General features: G+C 58.6%; 17 protein-coding genes and 1 tRNA gene. 8 read left to right on the top strand and 10 right to left on the bottom strand.

Annotated features, from left to right (window positions below; all coding sequences use genetic code 11):
- Positions 1–17: 17 nt before the first annotated feature.
- Positions 18–1,043, top strand: coding sequence for a ParB/RepB/Spo0J family partition protein (locus AB3X55_12055; protein ID MEX0504321.1), 1,026 nt, complete (start codon positions 18–20; stop codon positions 1,041–1,043).
- Here AB3X55_12055 and holA read toward each other — a convergent pair.
- The 5 genes from holA to AB3X55_12030 all read right to left on the bottom strand — a co-directional run bounded on the left by holA (position 1,040) and on the right by AB3X55_12030 (position 6,682).
- Positions 1,040–2,068, bottom strand: coding sequence for a DNA polymerase III subunit delta (holA, locus tag AB3X55_12050; GenBank protein ID MEX0504320.1), 1,029 nt, complete (start codon positions 2,066–2,068; stop codon positions 1,040–1,042). The two genes, AB3X55_12055 and holA, sit on opposite strands and share 4 nt — an antisense overlap.
- Entirely contained in the window at positions 2,068–2,556 is a 489-nt protein-coding gene (locus AB3X55_12045) for a hypothetical protein (GenBank protein MEX0504319.1), read from the bottom strand. Before AB3X55_12045 ends, holA begins: the two co-directional genes overlap by 1 nt.
- Entirely contained in the window at positions 2,543–5,104 is a 2,562-nt protein-coding gene (gene leuS / locus AB3X55_12040; protein MEX0504318.1) for a leucine--tRNA ligase, read from the bottom strand. The genes AB3X55_12045 and leuS overlap by 14 nt, the downstream gene beginning before the upstream one ends.
- 43 nt (positions 5,105–5,147) lie before the next feature.
- The gene (locus AB3X55_12035) at positions 5,148–5,651 is read right to left on the bottom strand and encodes a DUF3576 domain-containing protein (protein ID MEX0504317.1); all 504 of its coding nucleotides are present in this window, start codon (positions 5,649–5,651) and stop codon (positions 5,148–5,150) included.
- A gap of 68 nt (positions 5,652–5,719) precedes the next feature.
- Complete coding sequence (locus AB3X55_12030) at positions 5,720–6,682, bottom strand: porin (protein MEX0504316.1); 963 nt, start codon at positions 6,680–6,682, stop codon at positions 5,720–5,722.
- Between the two features lie 315 nt (positions 6,683–6,997).
- On the opposite strand from AB3X55_12030, the gene AB3X55_12025 reads away from it, so the two are divergent.
- On the top strand, positions 6,998–7,678 hold the full coding sequence (locus AB3X55_12025) for a YggS family pyridoxal phosphate-dependent enzyme (protein MEX0504315.1): 681 nt from the start codon (positions 6,998–7,000) through the stop codon (positions 7,676–7,678).
- Between the two features lie 22 nt (positions 7,679–7,700).
- Here the strand turns inward: AB3X55_12025 and ribA are convergent, their stop codons facing one another.
- Positions 7,701–8,822 (bottom strand): GTP cyclohydrolase II, encoded by a 1,122-nt coding sequence (ribA, locus tag AB3X55_12020; protein ID MEX0504314.1) that lies wholly within the window; start codon positions 8,820–8,822, stop codon positions 7,701–7,703.
- 108 nt (positions 8,823–8,930) lie between these two features.
- Between ribA and AB3X55_12015 the strand changes: the two genes are divergently transcribed.
- Positions 8,931–9,662 carry a response regulator transcription factor gene (locus AB3X55_12015; GenBank protein MEX0504313.1) on the top strand — a complete coding sequence of 244 codons (732 nt, stop codon included), beginning with the start codon at positions 8,931–8,933 and terminating at the stop codon, positions 9,660–9,662.
- A gap of 64 nt (positions 9,663–9,726) precedes the next feature.
- Here the strand turns inward: AB3X55_12015 and AB3X55_12010 are convergent.
- The 4 genes from AB3X55_12010 to AB3X55_11995 all read right to left on the bottom strand — a co-directional run bounded on the left by AB3X55_12010 (position 9,727) and on the right by AB3X55_11995 (position 14,292).
- A tRNA-Gln gene (locus AB3X55_12010) sits at positions 9,727–9,801 on the bottom strand.
- 104 nt (positions 9,802–9,905) lie between these two features.
- On the bottom strand, positions 9,906–10,778 hold the full coding sequence (locus AB3X55_12005) for a 4-(cytidine 5'-diphospho)-2-C-methyl-D-erythritol kinase (protein ID MEX0504312.1): 873 nt from the start codon (positions 10,776–10,778) through the stop codon (positions 9,906–9,908).
- Positions 10,779–10,781: 3 nt separating this feature from the next.
- Positions 10,782–12,644, bottom strand: coding sequence for a tetratricopeptide repeat protein (locus AB3X55_12000; protein ID MEX0504311.1), 1,863 nt, complete (start codon positions 12,642–12,644; stop codon positions 10,782–10,784).
- 13 nt (positions 12,645–12,657) lie between these two features.
- Entirely contained in the window at positions 12,658–14,292 is a 1,635-nt protein-coding gene (locus AB3X55_11995; GenBank protein ID MEX0504310.1) for an electron transfer flavoprotein-ubiquinone oxidoreductase, read from the bottom strand.
- Positions 14,293–14,451: 159 nt separating this feature from the next.
- On the opposite strand from AB3X55_11995, the gene AB3X55_11990 reads away from it, so the two are divergent.
- From AB3X55_11990 to AB3X55_11970, 5 genes are all read left to right on the top strand, one after another.
- Positions 14,452–15,309, top strand: a complete 858-nt coding sequence (locus AB3X55_11990) for a uracil-DNA glycosylase family protein (protein ID MEX0504309.1) — start codon at positions 14,452–14,454, stop codon at positions 15,307–15,309.
- A gap of 29 nt (positions 15,310–15,338) precedes the next feature.
- Positions 15,339–17,135 (top strand): lytic transglycosylase domain-containing protein, encoded by a 1,797-nt coding sequence (locus AB3X55_11985; GenBank protein ID MEX0504308.1) that lies wholly within the window; start codon positions 15,339–15,341, stop codon positions 17,133–17,135.
- A 23-nt stretch (positions 17,136–17,158) separates the two neighbouring features.
- Positions 17,159–17,722: a molybdenum cofactor biosynthesis protein B gene (moaB, locus tag AB3X55_11980; GenBank protein ID MEX0504307.1), complete on the top strand. Its 564-nt coding sequence runs from the start codon at positions 17,159–17,161 to the stop codon at positions 17,720–17,722.
- Positions 17,722–18,357, top strand: a complete 636-nt coding sequence (locus tag AB3X55_11975) for a ribonuclease HII (protein MEX0504306.1) — start codon at positions 17,722–17,724, stop codon at positions 18,355–18,357. Before moaB ends, AB3X55_11975 begins: the two co-directional genes overlap by 1 nt.
- 237 nt (positions 18,358–18,594) lie before the next feature.
- The gene (locus AB3X55_11970) at positions 18,595–19,692 is read left to right on the top strand and encodes a site-specific DNA-methyltransferase (protein MEX0504305.1); all 1,098 of its coding nucleotides are present in this window, start codon (positions 18,595–18,597) and stop codon (positions 19,690–19,692) included.
- The last annotated feature ends 4 nt before the right edge of the window (positions 19,693–19,696 follow it).

The raw sequence follows: 19,696 nt of genomic DNA, 5'->3' as shown, positions 1-19,696 counted from the left end.
AATGGAGACATCGAAAGATGGCAAAGACACCGGGACCCCGCAAAGGGTCGACAATGGCAAAGGATAAGGCAGCAAAGGCTGGCGCACCAGACAAGGCCGATGCCAGGCCAGCCGTGAAGAAAGCCACCGCATCCACAGCTGGCAAGGCACGTGGACTTGGTCGCGGGCTTTCGTCGCTCCTTGGCGATGCCGGTGTTGCCGCAACAACCCGTGCCAGCGGGACATCGACCGGTGCGCCGGTTCAGAGCGGGCTGACAGATCTGCCAATCGAATGGATCAACTCCGGCCCGTGGCAGCCGCGCCGGCGCTTTGATACGGCATCGCTGGCTGAATTGGCCGACTCCATTCGCAGCAAGGGTCTTGTCCAGCCGATTCTGGTGCGGCCAAAGGCCGGCGCGTCAAACCGCTATGAATTGATTGCCGGTGAACGGCGCTGGCGCGCCGCCCAGATGGCCCAGCTTCATACGGTGCCGGCAATCATTCGCAATCTGCAGGATGAGGAAGCCTATGAACTGGCGCTGATCGAAAATATCCAGCGCGCTGATCTGAGTGCTGTCGAGGAAGCTGAAGGCTATCGTCAGCTGATTGACAATTTTCACTATACACAAGAGCAACTGTCTGAAATCATTGGCAAATCAAGAAGCCACATTGCCAATCTACTGCGTCTGCTGTCATTGCCATCCGATGTCAGGGACATGGTTGTCGACGGAACATTGACCATGGGGCAGGTTCGTCCGCTGATCGGTCACAAGGATTGCGTGATTCTGGCCCGTGAAGTGGCGGCAAAGGGATTATCGGCGCGTCAGGTCGAGGCGCTGGCAGCGCGTGACAGGACCGGCGCTGGCAAGAAGGCTACATCCAAAACCGGCAAGATGTCTGGCAAGTCTGCCGATATCAGGGCGCTTGAGACACGCGCCGAAAACAGTCTTGGTCTGCGCATCGATATCGACTGGAATGAAGAGTCGGGCAAGGGCCGGATGGCGATCACCTTCAAGAGCCTTGAGCAATTCGAGGCTGTGATGGAAAAGCTGGGAATCGACTAACTACGAAGTGCGCGCGCCCGAAGACACAGACCAAGCAACGTTTGAGCGCACATCGCGGTGTCATTGGCCCCGCCTGTTTTCACAGCAAGCTCGGCATCCTGAAGCCGGTTGACGGCATCCATCAATGCGTCCGGTGACCAATGGCGAAGCTGGGATGCCAGCTTGTCCTGTAGTCGGAAATGCACGGGCGGCCGAAGTGATTTGACAGCCTGCTGGGCAGACCCGCCCTTCTGCATGGCACGGGCGGCCTGAAGAAGCTGCCTGAAATAGGCCTGGGATCCACGAAGCACGGTAACGCTGGCCTGCTGCTCACTCCATGCCTTGTCGATGGCGCGCTCAAGCATGTCGATCTTGCCATCGGCGGCGGCCATTGCGATATCGGAGATGACCAGTGTTCCGCTGTCTCCAAGAGCAATGCTGACATCCTCAAAGGACAGAGTCCCGCCGGGTCCGGCCAGAAGGGCCAGCTTTTCAATTTCCCGTCTTGTAGCACCGCGATCAGCGCCAAGCCGCATGATGGCGGCGGCGCGTGCGTCCTCGGTGATGGTGATATTGTCCTGTGCCAGCACTTCGCCCAGAACCGCGCCGATGTCACGTGCCTCATCCGGGTAACAGCCAATCGATGCCGCATGGTCGGCTGTTTCAAACAGCTTTACCAGCGCATGTCGGGTGGTGGTTTCGGTGGCCTCAACAATGATGAAGGCATTGTCAAGATTACAGGCCAGGGCAAGCTTGCAGGAGTCCAGCATTTCACTGCCGCGCCCGCGAACCATCACCAGTCGGCAGTCAGCTGTCATGGCCAGCGCCTCGGCGGCATCGCCAAGCGCCGCCGGGTCGGAGGAGAGGGTCTCGCCATCGAGACGTGTCACCGAAAACACATCATCCAGATCGGTGCTGAAATGGGACGCTATTTTTCGTGCGCGCTCACTGATCAGCCCAACATCACTGCCATGCAGGAGTGTGGCACGGACGGGCGAGGGAATGGCTGACAGGAAACTCTGGATCTGTCGCGGCGCGACCTTCATCAGGACCCGCTATTGTTCAGGAAATAGAGTTGGACACGGGCTGCGACACGGTCGGCAAGAAGCATCGCAAGGCGCTCACTGCCGTGCCGATCGGACCGGGTTTGCGCAAAATAGGACGAAACAGCGCCAAGCGTGGCGGTAGAGGAAATCGAATCTGTCAGCACAACTTCGCCGGACCGGCTGTCCACCAACTTTATCTTGGCTGTCATGGTCATTTTTTTCAGCTGTGATCCCGTGCCGCGTACCGCGACCACCGAACTTGAGGATTGGCTGAGGCTGGATGACAGGTCGTGCGTCGTGGTCCCGTCGGATCCGAGTTGCTCGCGAAGCTGCCGACTGTAGAGCTGCCCGTCGCGCCCGCCGCTTTGCAGGACATTGATCCCGATTTCCTGCTGGCGAAGCACCTCACCGGCTGTCTGGACGCGCATGTCAGCGCAGGCGGCCAACAGGCACAACCCGGCGATGACAAATGCCCTAGACAACAACATTGATGATCCTGTTCTTCACAATGATGATCTTTTTCGGCTGTTGACCTTCAAGATATCGGATTACAGCTGCCGAGGCCAGTGCGGCGGCGCGCGCCTCGTCATCATCCGCATCGCGCGGCAGTGATACCGTGTCACGAAGCTTGCCATTGACCTGAACGCCGATTTCCACACTGCTCTCGGTAATAAGAGAGGCATCTGCCTCCGGCCAGGGCGAGGATGCAAGCATGGTGTCATGGCCAAGCATCTGCCACATTTCTTCAGCCACATGCGGCGCCATGGGGGCCAGAAGCCTGGTCAGCGTTTCGATACCAAACCGCCGCGCCGCATTCGCCTCGTCAGAGCGGTCCTGCAGGTCGGAAATGGCATTGGCAAGCGTGTAGAGTTGCGCCACTGCCTTGTTGAAGCGGAACGCCTCGATATCGTCGGAAATGGCCTTAATGGCCCGGTGTGTGGCGCGGACCAGATCGGCCGGGGCTCCTGCGGTCGGCACGGCGCTGCCCTTTGCGGCAAGATCCGTGCTGCCGGCCAGGCGATAGAGCCGCTTCAGGAAGCGTGATGCCCCCTCAACGCCGGCTTCGGTCCACTCCATATCCCGTTCCGGCGGTGAGTCGGAAAGCATGAACAGCCGCGCTGTATCGGCACCATAGGTTGAAATGATCAATTCCGGATCGATGACATTGCGCTTGGATTTGCTCATCTTTTCGATGCGGCCTGCAATCACGGGCCCGCCGGTCTCGATATCCCGCCATTCATCGCCGTCGCGTTCAACTTCGGTTGGAAACAGCCATTTTCCCTTCTGGTCCTGGAATGTCTGGTGGCAGACCATACCTTGCGTCATCAGGCCGGCAAATGGTTCGTCAAGTTCAAGATAGCCTGTCTCGCGCAGCGCGCGGGTGAAGAAACGGGAATAGAGAAGGTGCAGCACGGCATGCTCGACACCGCCGATATACTGATCGACAGGCATCCAGTAGGCGGCCGCCTCGCGGCTGAATCCCTCTGGATGATCCGGGTCGGCATAGCGCAGGAAATACCAGGAGCTTTCAAAGAAGGTATCGAATGTATCCTGTTCTCGAATGGCCGCACCGCCACAGCTGGGGCAGGAGGTGTGTTTCCAGGTTGGATGATTCGACAATGGGTTGCCGGGCGTATCGAATTCGACATCCTGTGGCAGTTCGACGGGAAGGTCGGCCTCCGGCACCGGAACCATGCCACAGGATTCACAATGGACAATGGGAATGGGGCATCCCCAGTAGCGCTGCCGGGACACCCCCCAGTCACGAAGCCTGTATGTTGTCTGTCCTGTGCCGGCATCACCGGCTTCAAGCGCCCGGATCGCTGCGCGTTTGCCATCCTCGACGCTCAACCCGTCCCATTCCCCGGAATTGAACAGCCTGCCAGGTCCGGTATAGGCGGTGTCGGTAACCGTGAAACTGTCAGCCGCCACATCGTCTGGCAGAACAACGGGAATCACCGGCAGACCATAGGTGTTGGCAAAATCAAGATCGCGCTGGTCATGCGCCGGACATCCGAAGATCGCGCCGGTTCCATAGTCCATCAGCACGAAATTGGCGATATAGACAGGAAGCTGGCAGTCGCCCAGCAGCGGATGCTGAACGGTGAGTCCAGTATCATAGCCCCTTTTCTCGGCTGTTTCGACGGCCGCCTCGGAGGTGCCAAGTTTGGCGCATTCAGCGATGAAATCAGCGGCGGCGGAATCGTCCCGGCCAATGGCAACTGCAAGCGGATGGTTGGCGGCAATGGCAAGGAAAGAAGCACCAAACAGCGTGTCCGGTCTGGTGGTGAACACATCAATGCCGTCAGTCGCATCCGGCCCCGGCGCGCTCAGCGCAAACCGTACCCGCGCGCCTTCCGACCGACCGATCCAGTTCTGCTGCATCAACCGCACCCGGTCCGGCCACCGCTCCAGCCCCTCGATGGCACCAAGCAGCTCGTCGGCAAATTCGGTAATCTTCAGGAACCATTGGGACAGCAGACGCCGCTCGACCGGGGCGCCTGATCGCCACCCACAGCCATCGACAACCTGTTCATTGGCAAGAACGGTATTTTCGACAGGATCCCAGTTGACCCAGCTTTCCTTGCGATAGGCGAGACCCTTTTCAAGGAATTTCAGGAACATCCTCTGTTCATGGCGGTAATAGTCCGGGGTGCAGGTCGCCAGCTCACGGTCCCAGTCATAGGACAGACCCATGCCGCGAAGCTGGGATCGCATGGCACCGATATTTTCCGTTGTCCAGTCGCCAGGATGAACCCCCCGTTCCATTGCCGCATTCTCGGCAGGCAGACCAAAGGCGTCCCATCCCATCGGATGCAGCACATTGTAGCCGCGTGCGCGGCGATAGCGCGCCACGACATCGCCAAGCGTATAATTGCGGACATGCCCCATATGGATGCGACCCGACGGATAGGGAAACATCTCCAGAACATAATATTTCGGTTTTTCAGACCCGGTTTCCGCAACAAAACATTTGTCGGTTTCCCAGCGTTCCTGCCATTTTGCCTCGACGGCGGACGCGTTGTACTGATCCATGAATGTCACCCTGGCGGCGCGCCATGACGGCGTGATTGTGTAATTATTCGACGATTTCGGTAATTGTCTCGGCGCGAATTTCACGGGCCCGGTTCAGAACAAGCTCCTCAAGGCGCGAGGCGAATTCGTCGTCACGGACGCTGCTGCTCCAGGTGCCATCGGTGCCATCGCGTTTCTGGACATGAACGGTAACACGAATGGCGTCGGACCGAAGCTCACGCCCGGACACAAAAATCGTGATCTTGATCCGTTCATCGGTTTTGCCGGGAAGCGAGTACCAGTCGGACACGATGGTGCCGCCAAAGGTATCGACATCGGCAATCGGGATCAGCGAAATAATCTCCAGCGAGGCGCGCCACAGAATGGCGTTCACCGGCATGCCGTCGCCTTTTTCACCAGACAGGCCCCCAAGATCGCCCAATTTGATGCCGCCTGGCTTTCCAGTGAGGAAGGATACCGGTCCCTCGTCTTCCTGAACAGGGGCTGGTTGGATATTTGAACAGCTGGTGATCAGGAGTGTGACCAGCAGGATGGAGGCTATTCTCATGGCGCGTTCCCATAAAAAAACGGAGGGCCGGTTTCCCGACCCTCCGACATTACTCTAACTAACCTGAATTAGAAAGAGAGGTTCAGACCAACAGCAGTGTTGGTGCCGCTGTCCTTGGTACCGCCATTGTTGGTGTGATCCCAGCTGTTGTGGGTTACCGAAGCGGACAGGCCCGGTGTGATGGTGTAAACCAGACCATAACCGGTGTCCTTGAATTTGAAGTCGGTGTCCTTCTTGTTGTCGGTTTCACCAGTGTAAGCCTGTACAGACATGGCGTCGCTGATTGTGTAAGCAATCGACATCGAGCTTGCTTCATAATCGGCGTCAGACGCAGCGGAAGTGTCTTTCACTTCGGTGTCGTTCTGGGCCAGTGTCAGCGTTATGCCGCTCATGGCGACAACCAGACCCATCGAGGTGGCGTCGGTGCCGTCACGACCGGTTGTGGTGGCGGAACCCTTTGACGAAGCAGCGTACTTCAAAGTGATTGCGGCATCGCCAGCGCTCATCGAATACTGCGCACCCATCGCGGTAGTGTCTTCAGCTGCACCAGTGTCTGTGTAACCGACTGAGAACTGGAAACCGCTCATGTTTGGCGAAAGGTAGGATACATCGGTACCAGCGATCTGGCTGTCCGTTGGGTGGTAAGCCAAGGTGTTGGTGGCACCGTTGTAGTCTTCTTCAGCGGTGATGTCTGTGCTGGTTTCGAAGGCGTCGCCTGACTCCGAACCCTTGAAGCCAAGAGTGCCCCAATCATCGGAGATGCTGAAACCAAAGTCGTTCCAAGAGCCATTGGTTGTACCGTCTTGAGCGGTGTAAGCAGCCAAGCTCATGCCGTTGTCAGCAACTGCCGAAGCGCTGATCTTGAAGAAGGTCTTGTTGGTGATCGAGTTGTTGTTGGCGGACGTGCTGTTGGCACCCCCCCATGAATCATATACGAACTCAGCACCACCGGATACCGAGATGTCAGCCGAAGCAGCTGATACACCGCCAAGTGCAACGATGGCGGTTGTCGCAAGAAGAACCTTACGCATGTTGAAATCTCCCTCTAGAGAAACACGGCCACCATTGGCCGCGAGGGCTAAGTTATTAGTTTTTGGTTAATTAACAATTCCTTTATGAGCGATTAGTGCATCTTTAACGATTTATGTTGTATTTTTGCAACAGGATGTCGTCTGCCCCGCCCGAAGCCTGACAGTTTTCGGGGTCGGAACTGGCATCCCGCTATGCTCGTGGATATGCTGATGGGTATGATGGCTTGCGTCTCGCAGGTGACAGGCCTATGTCACCCGGACAGGCTGAGCGCAGGTGAGCGCCCCGATTGTCACATCCATCGCAAGGACAGGATCATGACGAGTCCGACAACCACTCTCGATATTGCGGCCAATCTGCAGACGGTCAGGCAGAAAATCTCTGATGCCTGCACGCCCGGCAGGGGGGATGGCCCCGCCCTAGTGGCGGTCAGCAAACGGCAACCGGATGACAGGATTGACGCCGCACTTGCCGCCGGACACCGGGTTTTCGGTGAAAATCGCGTTCAGGAGGCGCAGCAAAGATGGACCGATCGGCGGATCGCTCTGCCGGATCTGAAACTGCATCTCATCGGGCCGTTACAGACCAACAAGGCGGCTGACGCGGTGGCGCTGTTCGACGTGATTGAAAGTGTCGACCGGCCGAAGCTTGCCCGCGCGCTGGCCGCGGAAATGGACAGGCAGGCTCGCCGGCTTGCCTGCTACATTCAGGTCAACACAGGTGAGGAGCCCCAGAAATCGGGCGTCATGCCCGAAGAGGCGGATGAGTTTATCGCCTTTTGCAGGGATGAATGTGGTCTGGTGATTGAGGGGTTGATGTGCATCCCGCCACAGGATGAGGAACCGGCGATGCATTTCGCGCTCCTCGGAACCATTGCCGCGCGCAATGGCCTGTCCGGCCTGTCGATGGGTATGAGTGGCGATTATGAAGAGGCTGTCACGTTCGGTGCCACATCGGTGCGGGTTGGCTCGGCCATTTTTGGCACCCGCGGCAGCTGACACCGCCTTACTGATCTTTTGATCAGTCGTTCAGATGGCCGGCGCGGGTCCGTTTCGTTTCTATGTAACGGTGATTATGCTCGTTGCTTGGCGGTGCCATCGGCACGCGTTCCACAACGGTAAAGCCGCCTGCCTCGATCTGGGCTATCTTTTCGGGATTGTTGGTGATCAGCCGCAGTTGTGACACGCCAAGCTCTTCCAGGATCCGGCAAGCCGGCATGAAATGGCGTTCATCCATTTCAAACCCGAGGGCATGATTGGCATCGACGGTGTCGAGCCCGTTATCCTGCAGCGCATAGGCCCGCATCTTGTTGAGAAGCCCGATATCACGGCCTTCCTGCGCCAGATAGACAAGAATGCCGGCACCAGCCTCGGCCATCAGCGCCAGCGCCCCCTGGAGCTGGTCACCGCAGTCACATTTCAGACTGCCGAGAACATCGCCGGTAATGCATTGTGAATGCAGCCGCACAAGCGGCGCTTCCGCCGGATCGACCTGTCCGACGATCACCGCGAAATGTTCGTCGCCGCCCAGTTCGGCCCGGAACATCACAACTTCGGCCTCTGGTGCCACACGAAGTGGCACCCTGGCCCGTGCCGCGATGCTCAGGCTCTGTGCTGCGGCATCCATATATCCATCAATGTCGCGATCATTGATGACAATCAGATTATTGTCTTCATGAAGGCGTTTCTGAAACGCTGAATCCCGTGTCGGCAGTCTGGTGACCAGCGCGGCCGGCAGCAATTTGGCGATGCGAAGCAACCTCGTGGCATAATCGGCAAGCGACCCGCGTCGCTCGCCAACCACCGATGTCACCCCTTCAAGAAGGCCGACGGTCGGCTGTTCGACGGCAAGCTGTCCAATTCTGCTATGATCAAGATTGTGGGCTGGCAGGCTGGCACCACAGAATTCGGCCTCCAGTCGGCGGCCAAGACTTTCCATACGGGTTTCGGTCAGAATGAGTACCGCCCCCGAACCGGCAAGGCGCTGCATTTCGTCGCGCGCGCCATTATTCGCCAGCTCGGCAGCCTGCAACAGACAGGCAGCGCCATTTGACAACCGCAGCATCACGAGACCGCCGCGGCGCAGTTCCTGGCTTGCGCGGTCGGTCTTCAGATAGGTTCGTCTTGCATTCGGATCCCGCATCGTGACGCCTTTTGACCAGTGACAGGCCGTTGGGGTTTTTCCAGCTATAAGAATTAGGTTAATTTGCTACAGGATGACAACGCGATGCCTCCTTGTATGGAGTGACTGATGAAATTGCAAGGATTGGACGGCAGCGCCGTTTGGGACAATGAGCCGAAGGGTCGCCTTCTGGTGGTTGATGATGACGTGTTTCTTCGAACCACGCTGAAGGAACAGTTTCAGGCCGAGGGCTTTGACCAGATTTTTGAAGCCGGATCCTTGATCGAGGCCTTTGGCGCGGTTGAAGACATCATCCCCGACCTGATCATTCTCGATATCCGCCTGCCTGACGGCAATGGTGTTGAAATCTGCCGCAAGCTTCGCGAGCGGGGTTTTGAAAAGCCGATCATCATGCTGACCGGCCAGAACGCCGAGGAAGATATCATTGCCAGTCTCGAGGCGGGCGCCAATGACTATGTCGTCAAGCCGATGCGTATGGGAGAACTTCTGGCGAGGGTGAAATCACAGCTCTGGCAGCACAAGGCATCGGATACAGCGCGGTTTTCCATCAGCGGCCTCAGTTTCATACCGGCAAACAAATTGCTGAAGATGGCCGATGATTCCCGCAAGGTCATCCTGACGGAAAAGGAAGCCACCATTCTCAAATATCTGTACCGGGCCTATCCAAGTTGCGTTTCAAAGGAAGAGCTTCTTGCCGAGGTATGGGGATTTCAGAACGGTCTCAGCACACATACGGTTGAAACCCATATCTATCGTCTGCGCCAGAAGGTGAAGCGGCTGACAAAACAATCTGTCATCATCACCACAACAACCGGATATGCGCTGGATTCCATCAACTGACGTCACAGCCACGCCCACACAGATACCATCCTGTAGGTCGTCATCATGCTGTTTGCTGAAAGTCTGGCTGGGGCGGTAGGATTCGAACCTACGATACACGGTACCAAAAACCGATGCCTTACCACTTGGCTACGCCCCAATCGCGAAGTGGCCGCAATGTAGCGACCTAGGAACGGGCGATCAAGCCCGATCACGCGCCGGATGATGATTTAATTGATCGCACGCGACAGCTGCCATTTTGTCTCAAAAGCCTGTGGCGACCGCCCAGTAACCCTGGTCAGCCAGATGGGCGGCGGCGGCGCTGGCCAGACCGACATCATCAAACAGCGCAAAGCATGCCGAACCGCTTCCCGACATCTGTACCGCGCTGGCACCGTCGCACTGGGCCATCCTGTCCATAAGGTCGCCGATTTCCGGGCAAAGCCTGATCGCGGCGCTGGTCAGATCGTTGCCACGCTGAATGATCCGATGCAACTCATGGGTTGTCAGGGCCACCTTATCCACCCTGTTTTCCATCTTGGCCCGCCTGGCGAATTCCCTGAAAACGGCAATTGTCGATAGCGACACGCCGGGGCGCGCAAGAACGACATGACCATGCGGGGCGGGGTCGAGGGGGTGAAGCTGTTCACCAATGCCGGTCATATGCTGTGCTGTCCCACCCAGACATACCGGCACATCAGCACCCAGCGCCAGCGCCAGCGCGGCAAGGCTGTCGCGGTCGGGTCGGTGGTGGGCGTTGCGGTCCAGATACCGCAGCACAGCCGCAGCATCGCTGGAGCCACCGCCAAGCCCGGCACCAACTGGAATCTGTTTGTCCAGTGTCATCGACAGGGCGCCGATCACCCCGCCGGCCTCGCGATATTTCCTGATGGCCCGAAGGCAGATATTGTCCGGCCCATTCTCGATGTCGGCGGCGAACGGTCCAGCAATATCGAGAATATCCGCGCCATCACAGCTATTGGCCGGGCGGATCGTGAGCCTGTCGCCAAAACCGGTGAAGACAACAACCGAATCCAGCAGGTGATAGCCATCGTCGCGGCGACCGGTGACCGTAAGGCACAGATTCAGCTTGGCGGGGGCCAGCATGCGTTCATATCCGCCCGCCGCCACCGCCATATGTCAGTTTGATCCGGGGATTTCAGATGCCGGCAGACCCTTGGCCAGCCTGTCAGACAGCTTTTTCTGCTCGGCGTCATCGGTGCTCAGTGACAATGCAAGCCGCCATTTGAAGCGCGCCTCGTCATACCGACCAAGAACCCAATAGACATCACCAAGATGGCCTGTAATCTCGGGATCGGCAGGTTCGAGTTCGGTCGCCCGTTCAAGATACCCGACGGCAGTTGCCGCATCACCCAGCCGAAAATGCACCCAGCCAAGCGAATCGACGAAAAATCCACTATTGGGGCGCTGGATGACGGCCTGCTCGATCATCGCTATCGCCTCATCGAGATTGCGGCCCTCATCGGCCCACCAATAGCCGAGATAATTCAGTGCAAACGCATCGGATGGGTCGATTTCGATGGCGCGCAGCAAATGTGTTTCCGCTGCCTTGGTCTCGCCAAGCCGTTCCAGTGACACGCCAAGGCTTCGATGCAGGCTGCCACTGTCATTGCCGAGATCGAGCGCCGCCATGTAGGCGTCACGCGATTGCCTGAATTGCCGGTGCCGGCGATGAATGTCCCCAAGCCGCTGGCGAAGCGCCGCATTCTGGGGATCCATGGCAACAACCTGCTTCAGCGTTTCGATGGCGCGGCTGAAATTGCCCTGCTCTTCCACAACCGACACTTCGGTCAGCCGTGCCAGCTGGCCGAATTCATTGTCCGAGGGGATTTGCGCCAGTTCGACCAGCGCGTCGTCCCGCTGGCCAAAATCGGCCATCTGTTGCGCCATCAACAGTCTGGTGAACTGGTTGCCGGGATCGATAAACAGGCTGAAACGAAGGCGCGCCGATATCGACTGGCTTGGTTCGGTATCTCGCTGGTCAAGTGCCATCGCAATGACGGCATTGGCGATCATCTGGCGAGGTTCTGGCGTGCTGCCGGCCTGACGTTCAAGTGCCGCGCGCACCACGCCGACATTGAATTGGCTGGAAAGCCGTGTGGCAAGGATCCTGTCGACGGCGTCCCAATTGCCGCGCCGCGCATGAAAGGCGGCAAGCTGAAGCATCAGATGCGCGCCCTCAAGGGAGGTTTCCAACCCGTCGACACGCTGCTGCGCCTCGCTCGTCAGCCCCAGATATTCGGTCATCAGTGCGGCATGAAGCCTGAAATAGGACGGCATGCCGCGATCCTGATCGATGGCAAGCCGCCCGGTGTTCAGAAGCGCTGAAATCCCGGCATCACCCTGGCCGTCGGCAACAAGGCTCCAGCCCTTGATGATGCCCGCCATCACCAGCGCGGTTCCGTCCTCGGCGATTTTGTCGGCAAGCACCAATGTCGCTGGCCAGTCGCCCTTTTTGATGGCCAGCGCGGTCCCCGGTTCCCCGCCAAGTGGCACGACGATGTTCAGGCTTTCCAGCTGGCGACCAAGGGCTGCGGCGCGCTCGATATCGCCATAGTAATATTGGGTCAGAAACGCCTGGCGAAGCAGCGGAATGCTGTCGACCTCTGCTTCCAGTGTCTCCAGAAAAAAGGTCGCTGATGTGCCAACATCATTGAAATAGAGTGCTTGTCGCGCGGCAAGATAGTGCCCTGCCGAGGTAATCGTGTCATGGCGGCGTCCGGAATCGGATGCGGTGAGGGTTACAGCGCTGCCATTGACGATCATGTCATTATTGCCGGACCCGGACTCCGGGGTCGGCGCTGCAACGCCGGGCGCCGTAACAGCAGGTGTTGTCTCGACCGGCACCGTCTCGATCGTAGTTGTCTCGACCTTTTGGGGCACAGCCCCGCCACAGCCAGCCACCAGACTGGTCAGCAGCCCTGCGGCAACCAATTGCAAGGATCGCGTTGCGATGTGTGATGCTGGCTGCGGGCCAGACATGACCCCTCCCTGGTTACATATTCGGATAGTTAGGGCCGCCGCCACCTTCCGGCGTCACCCACACTATATTTTGGCTTGGGTCCTTGATATCGCAAGTCTTGCAGTGAACACAGTTCTGCGCGTTGATCTGAAGACGGGCATTGCCACCACCATCATCACGGACGATTTCATAGACGCCGGCAGGGCAGTATCGCTGCTCGGGCGAATCATAAAGCGCCAGATTGTGCGAAATCGGTATTTCCGGGTTCCTCAATGTCAGGTGCGCCGGCTGGTTTTCCTCGTGATTGGTACCTGACAGATAGACGGATGAGTTACGGTCGAAACTCACAACCCCATCCGGTTTTGGATATTCGATCCTTGGTGCGTCGGCTGCCGGTTTCAGCGATTCATGGTCGGGGTGATGATGCAGCGTCCAGGGCGCGTGGCCTCTGAACAGATAGGTGTCGAGCGCGGCATTGGCCATACCGAGCCACAGCCCCTTGGCAAATCCCGGACGGATGTTGCGAACCTTGTAGAGTTCCGCCCACAGCCAGCTGTCCTGAAGCTTGGCGGCATAGCTTGCCGGCTCATGGCCCGGCTGCATATCTGCAAGCGCCTCGAAGATGGCTTCGGCAGCCGTCATGCCAGACTTCATCGCTGTATGTGTTCCCTTGATCTTGGGAACATTCAGGAACCCTGCCGTACAGCCGACAAGACAACCACCAGGGAAGGTCAGTTTTGGAATCGACTGAAAACCACCCTCGTTCAGCGCCCGCGCGCCATAGGCAACACGGCGTCCGCCTTCGAACACTTCACGAACAGCCGGGTGTGTCTTGAACCTCTGGAACTCTTCAAAAGGCGACAAATGCGGGTTTGAATAATCGAGCCCGACAACATAACCGACAGCAACCTGATTTCCGTTCAGATGATAGAGGAATGATCCGCCATAGGTATCGGTCGACAGCGGCCAGCCAACCGAGTGCCAGGCTGTGCCCGGTTTGGATTTCTCGGGATCAATATCCCACAGTTCCTTGATGCCGATGGCAAAGGTCTGCGGATCCTTGCCTTCGCGGAGATCGAATGTGTCAAACAGTGTCTTTGTCAGGTGGCCGCGGCACCCTTCGGCAAAAATCGTCTGTTTGGCGCGCAATTCCATACCGCGCATGAACATATCGGTTGGCTCGCCATCCTTGCCGATGCCCATATCGCCCGTGGCGACACCGCACACCGCGCCGGACTCATCATAGAGAACCTCCGCAGCGGCAAAGCCTGGATAGATTTCCACGCCAAGCGCCTCGGCCTGCTCGCCAAGCCAGCGGCAGAAATTGCCAAGGGAAATGATGTAGTTGCCGTGATTGTTCATCTGCGGCGGGGTCGGCATCCGGATCGCGCCGGTTTCGGTCAGGAACATGAATTTGTCGGCCGTGACCGGTGTGTCCAACGGTGCGCCGCGGTCCTGCCAGTCTGGAAGAAGCTCATTCAGGCTGCGTGGCTCCAGAACCGCACCGGAAAGAATATGCGCGCCCACTTCGCTGCCCTTTTCGATCAGACAGACCTCGAGATCGCGCCCGGCTTCGGCTGCCAGCTGCTTCAGGCGGATCGCCGCTGACAGGCCGGATGGGCCGCCACCGACGATCACGACATCGAATTCCATTGCTTCACGTTCCATTTTCCCACCCCTTCCCGGCCGTGGGCATTGCCGGGATCTTCATTGTCATTGCGGTTTCTGGCATTGTTATCGCGACTTCTGGTTATATGTTACCAGGTAACAGAGCAATAGTTGCCTTTTTGGCGCAACCGGATAATCAGGAATTCGACGGAAAATGGCATGGTAGCGAATTCGCATGACCGAAGCACCCTGATCGAACAGCTTGCCTGGCAGCACGCCATGGGCATTGACGAGATTCTGCTTGATATACCGGCGCCCGAGCAGTCGGTGGCGATGTCGGCGCTGCTGTCACCTGTCCCATCACCGGCAATTCCGGCGGTGTCGACAGACCATAGCCCCGGCACCCCAACCGCCGGTCAGGTGCCTGTTGCCGACAGGCCTGTCTCTGCGCCACCGTCCGCCCCACAGGTTGCGCCAACTGCGCAGTCGCCGGACCAGTCGGCAACGCTCGCCGGCATCACCGATCTTGACGCACTCAGGGCCGCCCTTGAGATGCTGGATGGCTGTGCCCTCAGACATACGGCAAGCAACATGATTTTCGCTGATGGCAATCCCGGCGCAAGGCTGATGGTGATCGGTGACGTGCCCGGCCGGGATGAAGACAGGGTCGGGCTGCCACTTGTCGGCGCAGACGGTCAGCTTTTCGACAGAATGCTGTCATCCATCGGCCTGTCGCGGGCCGATATCTATCTTGTACCGCTGATCCCCTGGCGCCCGCCGGGCAATCGTACGCCAACAGCCGAGGAAATGGCGCTGCTTCTTCCCTGGTTGTACAGGCATGTCCAGCTGGCTGCGCCTGAAAGGCTTCTTCTTCTTGGTGGCGTTACGGCAAAGGCTGTCCTGCCACCTGCCGGCGGCATTCTGAAGTTGCGGGGGCGCTGGCATGATATCGACTATGGTGATGGCAGGCCACGACCAACCCTGGCAACTCTTCATCCAGCCTATCTGAGCCGTTCGCCGGCGCAAAAGCGACTGGCCTTTGCGGATCTGGTGGCTCTTGCCGGCAAACTCGGATAAGGTGCGGCGTCTTTGATGGACAGGGTCGGATGATCGCCATGCGTACCGGGATGCTGAAACTAGGCCTGTCGGGCTTTCTGTCTGTGTTGATCTGGTTGTCGGCTGCGCCGGCACAGGCGGTCACCACGCAGGATGTGCCCACCACGCAGGATGTGCCCGCCCCGCTCAGTGATTTCGACGTGGCGCAGTATCAGCGACTGTTCCATCTTCAGGAAGTTGGCCGGATGAAACAGGCCACGCGCGAGATGTTCCGACTGGAAAATGACCTCCTGCGCGGTCACCTGCTGTCACAGCGTTACCTTCACCCGACAGCCTGGCGGTCGAGCTACAAGGAGCTGTCATCCTGGCTGAAGGCTTATAACGATCATCCGGATGCCAGCCGTATCTTCTGGCTGGCGAAAAAACGCCAGCCAAAGGGCGCTGCCGCCCCGCGGTCGCCAAAGCCGGGATATCTGAATGGATATGGGCTGAGCAGTGGCAGCAGCTATCGTCCGCGCATACCGACATCGACAGCTGGACGGGCCTCGCCGCGGACCACAAGGCGGGTGGCCCTCGAGGTGCGGCGCGCCATTCGGCGTGGCTGGCCGAGCGGCGCTCTCGAAGTGATCGAGAATGAACGCAACCGCCGATATCTGACCAAACAGGAAGAAGGACAGCTTCGCGGCGAGATTGCGCATGCCTATTTCATTTTCGGCGTTGATGAAAAGGCCATCCGGCAGGCTCGCCACGGTATCGGCGCGGCCCGCGAAGATGCCTTCATGGCCTATTGGGCTGGCGGTCTGGCCGCCTGGCGAAGTGGCCAGACCGAACTTGCCGGTGCCTTCTTCCGCACATTGGCCGATGATGACCGGACATTTCCCTCGCTTCGCAGCGCGGCCGGCTTCTGGGCGTATCGGGCCGAGATGCGCGAGAGCCGACCGGAACAGGCAGTTCGTTATCTGGAGATCGCCTCGCGCGAACTCCACAGCTTCTATGGCGTCATGGCACGGCAGATCCTTGGCCAGGATTTCGATCTGAAATTTGACCTTCCACGCTATGATGACGGATTTCTCGACTGGCTGTCGGCGCGGTCCGGCGGGCAGCGGCTGTTTGCCCTGTTGCAGATTGGGCGGGTCAATGACGCCGAACGCGAGCTGCGCTATCTTTGGCCAGACATGCCGGAAACTATGCAGGAATCGGCGCTTCGCTTTGCCATCGATCATGGCATGGCCGGTCTGGCCTATCGGGCCGGTGAATTGCTGCGGCGCGACAAGGGACGGATCTGGCTGGGCGCGATCTATCCGATCCCGCGCTACGATGTTGAATTTTCGGTTGATCAGGCACTGGTATGGGCGATTTCACGTCAGGAGTCCGGCTTCAATCCGCGGGCGAAAAGTCGTGCCCGCGCCGCCGGGCTGATGCAGATCATGCCCTCGACGGCGTCTTTTGTGACCCAGAACCGTGCCTATCGGGGCCGTGACAAGCATCTGTTGCTGAATCCGCAGCGCAATCTGGAAATCGGTCAGGCCTATATCAACAAGCTGTTGAACGAGCCGCTGATCGACCAGTCGATTGTGCGTCTTCTTGCGGCCTATAACGGTGGTCCCGGCAATCTGCGCAAATGGCTTGCCCGCATCGATCATCAGGATGATCCGTTTCTGCTGATTGAATCGATCCCGGCGCGCGAAACACGCCATTACATCAAGAATGTCATAAGCAATCTGGCCCTGTACCGAATGCAGCTTGGCGAGCCGGCACCGGAGCTGCGCGAACTGGCCGCGGGCGGTCAGGGCCGATTTGTGTCGCTGTTTGTGCCGCCGGTGGTAAACTCCGACGACGGGTCCTGATCCCGTCTGCAAGGGAGGTCTTGATGGCACAGAATACAGATCGTCTTGATATGTCGATCCCGTTTCAGCCGGTCAACATCGCGGTGATGACCGTGTCCGATTCCCGCACCGCCGATGATGATCGCTCCGGCGATCTTCTAGCCTCGCGCATTGCGCAGGATGGCCATTCGCTGGCCGCGCGGATGATCGTGACCGACGATGTCGAGAAGATCATCTCCCAGCTTCAGGACTGGATTGCCGATCCGGCAATTGATGTCGTGATCACCACCGGTGGAACCGGGTTGACCGGCCGTGACAGCACGCCGGAGGCATTTGCGCGGGTTGTCGAAAAGGACATACCCGGCTTTGGTGAGCTGTTTCGCTATCTGTCCTTTGCCAAGATTGGAACCTCGACCGTGCAGTCACGTGCGCTTGCCGGCGTGGCGGGAGGCACCTACATGTTTGCGCTTCCCGGGTCGCCATCTGGGTGCCGTGATGGTTGGGATGACATTCTGCGCTATCAGCTTGATATCCGGCATCGGCCCTGCAATTTCGTCGAGATCATGCCGCGCCTGACCGAATCCTCGACCACCCGCCGCACTGGCTGATGCCAGATCTGTCGATTGAATCGGGTTTTACCGGCCCGGTGATCGGCATTGACGAGGCCGGTCGTGGCCCCTGGGCGGGCCCGGTGACAATCGCTGCCTGCTGGCTCGACCAGACGGCGCTTGCAGGTCTTGTTCCGGGACTGGATGACTCCAAAAAGCTGACCGCCACACAGCGGGCTGCCTTCAACAGCATTCTGACAGCGCCGCCGCACCGCCATGCCGTGATCTCGATCCCGGTCGACATTATCGACCGTGACGGCATCCTGAAAGCAACGCTTGCCGGCATGGTGGCGGTGGCGTTAGAGCTTGCCGCAAGACTGGCGGAAAACGGCCCTGGAACGGTGGCGCAGGTGCTGATCGACGGCAACCAGATGCCGGATCTGGAATTGCCGGCGCAGACAGTGGTAAAGGGAGATTCGCGAAGCCTCAGCATTGCTGCCGCTTCGGTAATTGCCAAGCATGCGCGCGACCGGATCATGCTGGACCTTGCCGGCAGCTGGCCCGGCTATGGCTGGGAAACCAATATGGGTTATGGCACCAGAACCCATCAACAGGGGCTGGCATCGCTTGGGGTGACACCACATCATCGGCGCAGCTTTGCGCCTGTTCGTCGCGCCCTGTCGGACAGCAACTGACGGCGGGATGAATCCCGACCGACGACGCGACACACCCGCACAATTCATGACAAACCGTCAGCTGCCCATGCGCTGGGCACAGAATTTGCACAATCGCCACCACTAGATAATCAGTCCTTTGCGGCACCTTACACCAGATATTGTGATGCTGTGAAAAGTTGGCGTCAGACGGTTGACTTGTAAGGGCTTTGCTCGTCTTGTTGTGGTGTCAACACGCTGAAAGAAAGAGAAAAACAGGTGGCAGGCGTAAAAAAGAACATAGTCATTGAGGGGAATTGCCTTGAGGAGCTGAAGCGGCTTCCAGCGGCCTGTGTCGACCTTGTCTTCGCCGATCCACCCTATAATCTGCAGCTTGGTGGCAACCTGACCCGGCCTGACCATTCGGCGGTCGACGGTGTAGAGGATGCGTGGGATAAATTTGACTCCTTTGCCGCCTATGACCAGTTCTCGACAGCCTGGCTTGCCGAGGCACGGCGCGTTCTGAAACCCGATGGCGCGCTGTGGGTCATCGGCAGTTATCACAACATCTACCGGCTTGGCCGCATTCTTCAGGATCTCGACTACTGGATTCTGAATGATGTCGTCTGGCGCAAAACCAACCCGATGCCGAATTTCCGGGGGCGCAGGTTTACCAACGCGCATGAAACGCTGATCTGGGCAGCGCGCTCGCAGGGCACGCGCCACACCTTCAATTACGAAGCGATGAAGGCGTTGAATGATGATGTGCAGATGCGCTCTGACTGGGAGTTGCCGATCTGCACCGGCGCCGAGAGGCTGAAGACGGAGGGGCGCAAGGCGCACCCGACGCAAAAGCCCGAATCGCTTCTGGCACGGGTGCTTCTGGCCTCGACCAATCGCGGTGACATCGTTCTGGATCCGTTTTTTGGCAGTGGCACCACCGGTGCCGTCGCCAAACGGCTGAACCGTCATTTCATCGGGATCGAGCAGGATCCGACCTATGCGGCGCTGGCGCGCGCGCGCGTCGATTCAGTGACGCCGATTGCCTCGCCCGATCTTCTTGCCACAGAACCGAAACGGGCCAAGCCGAAGGTGCCGTTCGGCAGTCTGATCGAACGCGGTCTGATCAAGCCCGGTGATGTGTTGTTTGATACCAGGAAGAGATTTACCGCACGGGTTCGTGCCGACGGCTCGCTTGTCACCGACAGCAGGGAAAGCGGATCAATCCACAGCCTCGGGGCGAAATTGCAGTCGCTTCCATCCTGTAACGGTTGGACATTCTGGCATATCAGCCGGGGTGGCAAGGATGTGGCCATCGACAGCTTTCGTGACGAGGTTCGTGCCGCAGATCACCCGGCGGGCGATTCCGGCACCTGACCCT

This window comes from Alphaproteobacteria bacterium LSUCC0719, from assembly GCA_040839025.1.
Classification (GTDB): domain Bacteria; phylum Pseudomonadota; class Alphaproteobacteria; order Puniceispirillales; family Puniceispirillaceae; genus UBA8309.
The sequence above is the reverse complement of the archived record's forward strand: the minus strand, read 5'-3'. Positions and strand labels throughout refer to the sequence as shown.

Bases quoted from the DNA above. Each gene is read 5' to 3' on its own strand.
- AB3X55_12055 (MEX0504321.1), top strand. From the start codon at position 18: ATGGCAAAGACACCGGGACCCCGCAAAGGGTCGACAATGGCAAAGGAT.
- holA (MEX0504320.1), bottom strand. From the start codon at position 2,068: ATGAAGGTCGCGCCGCGACAGATCCAGAGTTTCCTGTCAGCCATTCCC.
- AB3X55_12045 (MEX0504319.1), bottom strand. From the start codon at position 2,556: ATGTTGTTGTCTAGGGCATTTGTCATCGCCGGGTTGTGCCTGTTGGCC.
- leuS (MEX0504318.1), bottom strand. From the start codon at position 5,104: ATGGATCAGTACAACGCGTCCGCCGTCGAGGCAAAATGGCAGGAACGC.
- AB3X55_12035 (MEX0504317.1), bottom strand. From the start codon at position 5,651: ATGAGAATAGCCTCCATCCTGCTGGTCACACTCCTGATCACCAGCTGT.
- AB3X55_12030 (MEX0504316.1), bottom strand. From the start codon at position 6,682: ATGCGTAAGGTTCTTCTTGCGACAACCGCCATCGTTGCACTTGGCGGT.
- AB3X55_12025 (MEX0504315.1), top strand. From the start codon at position 6,998: ATGACGAGTCCGACAACCACTCTCGATATTGCGGCCAATCTGCAGACG.
- ribA (MEX0504314.1), bottom strand. From the start codon at position 8,822: ATGCGGGATCCGAATGCAAGACGAACCTATCTGAAGACCGACCGCGCA.
- AB3X55_12015 (MEX0504313.1), top strand. From the start codon at position 8,931: ATGAAATTGCAAGGATTGGACGGCAGCGCCGTTTGGGACAATGAGCCG.
- AB3X55_12005 (MEX0504312.1), bottom strand. From the start codon at position 10,778: ATGGCGGTGGCGGCGGGCGGATATGAACGCATGCTGGCCCCCGCCAAG.
- AB3X55_12000 (MEX0504311.1), bottom strand. From the start codon at position 12,644: ATGTCTGGCCCGCAGCCAGCATCACACATCGCAACGCGATCCTTGCAA.
- AB3X55_11995 (MEX0504310.1), bottom strand. From the start codon at position 14,292: ATGGAACGTGAAGCAATGGAATTCGATGTCGTGATCGTCGGTGGCGGC.
- AB3X55_11990 (MEX0504309.1), top strand. From the start codon at position 14,452: ATGGTAGCGAATTCGCATGACCGAAGCACCCTGATCGAACAGCTTGCC.
- AB3X55_11985 (MEX0504308.1), top strand. From the start codon at position 15,339: ATGATCGCCATGCGTACCGGGATGCTGAAACTAGGCCTGTCGGGCTTT.
- moaB (MEX0504307.1), top strand. From the start codon at position 17,159: ATGGCACAGAATACAGATCGTCTTGATATGTCGATCCCGTTTCAGCCG.
- AB3X55_11975 (MEX0504306.1), top strand. From the start codon at position 17,722: ATGCCAGATCTGTCGATTGAATCGGGTTTTACCGGCCCGGTGATCGGC.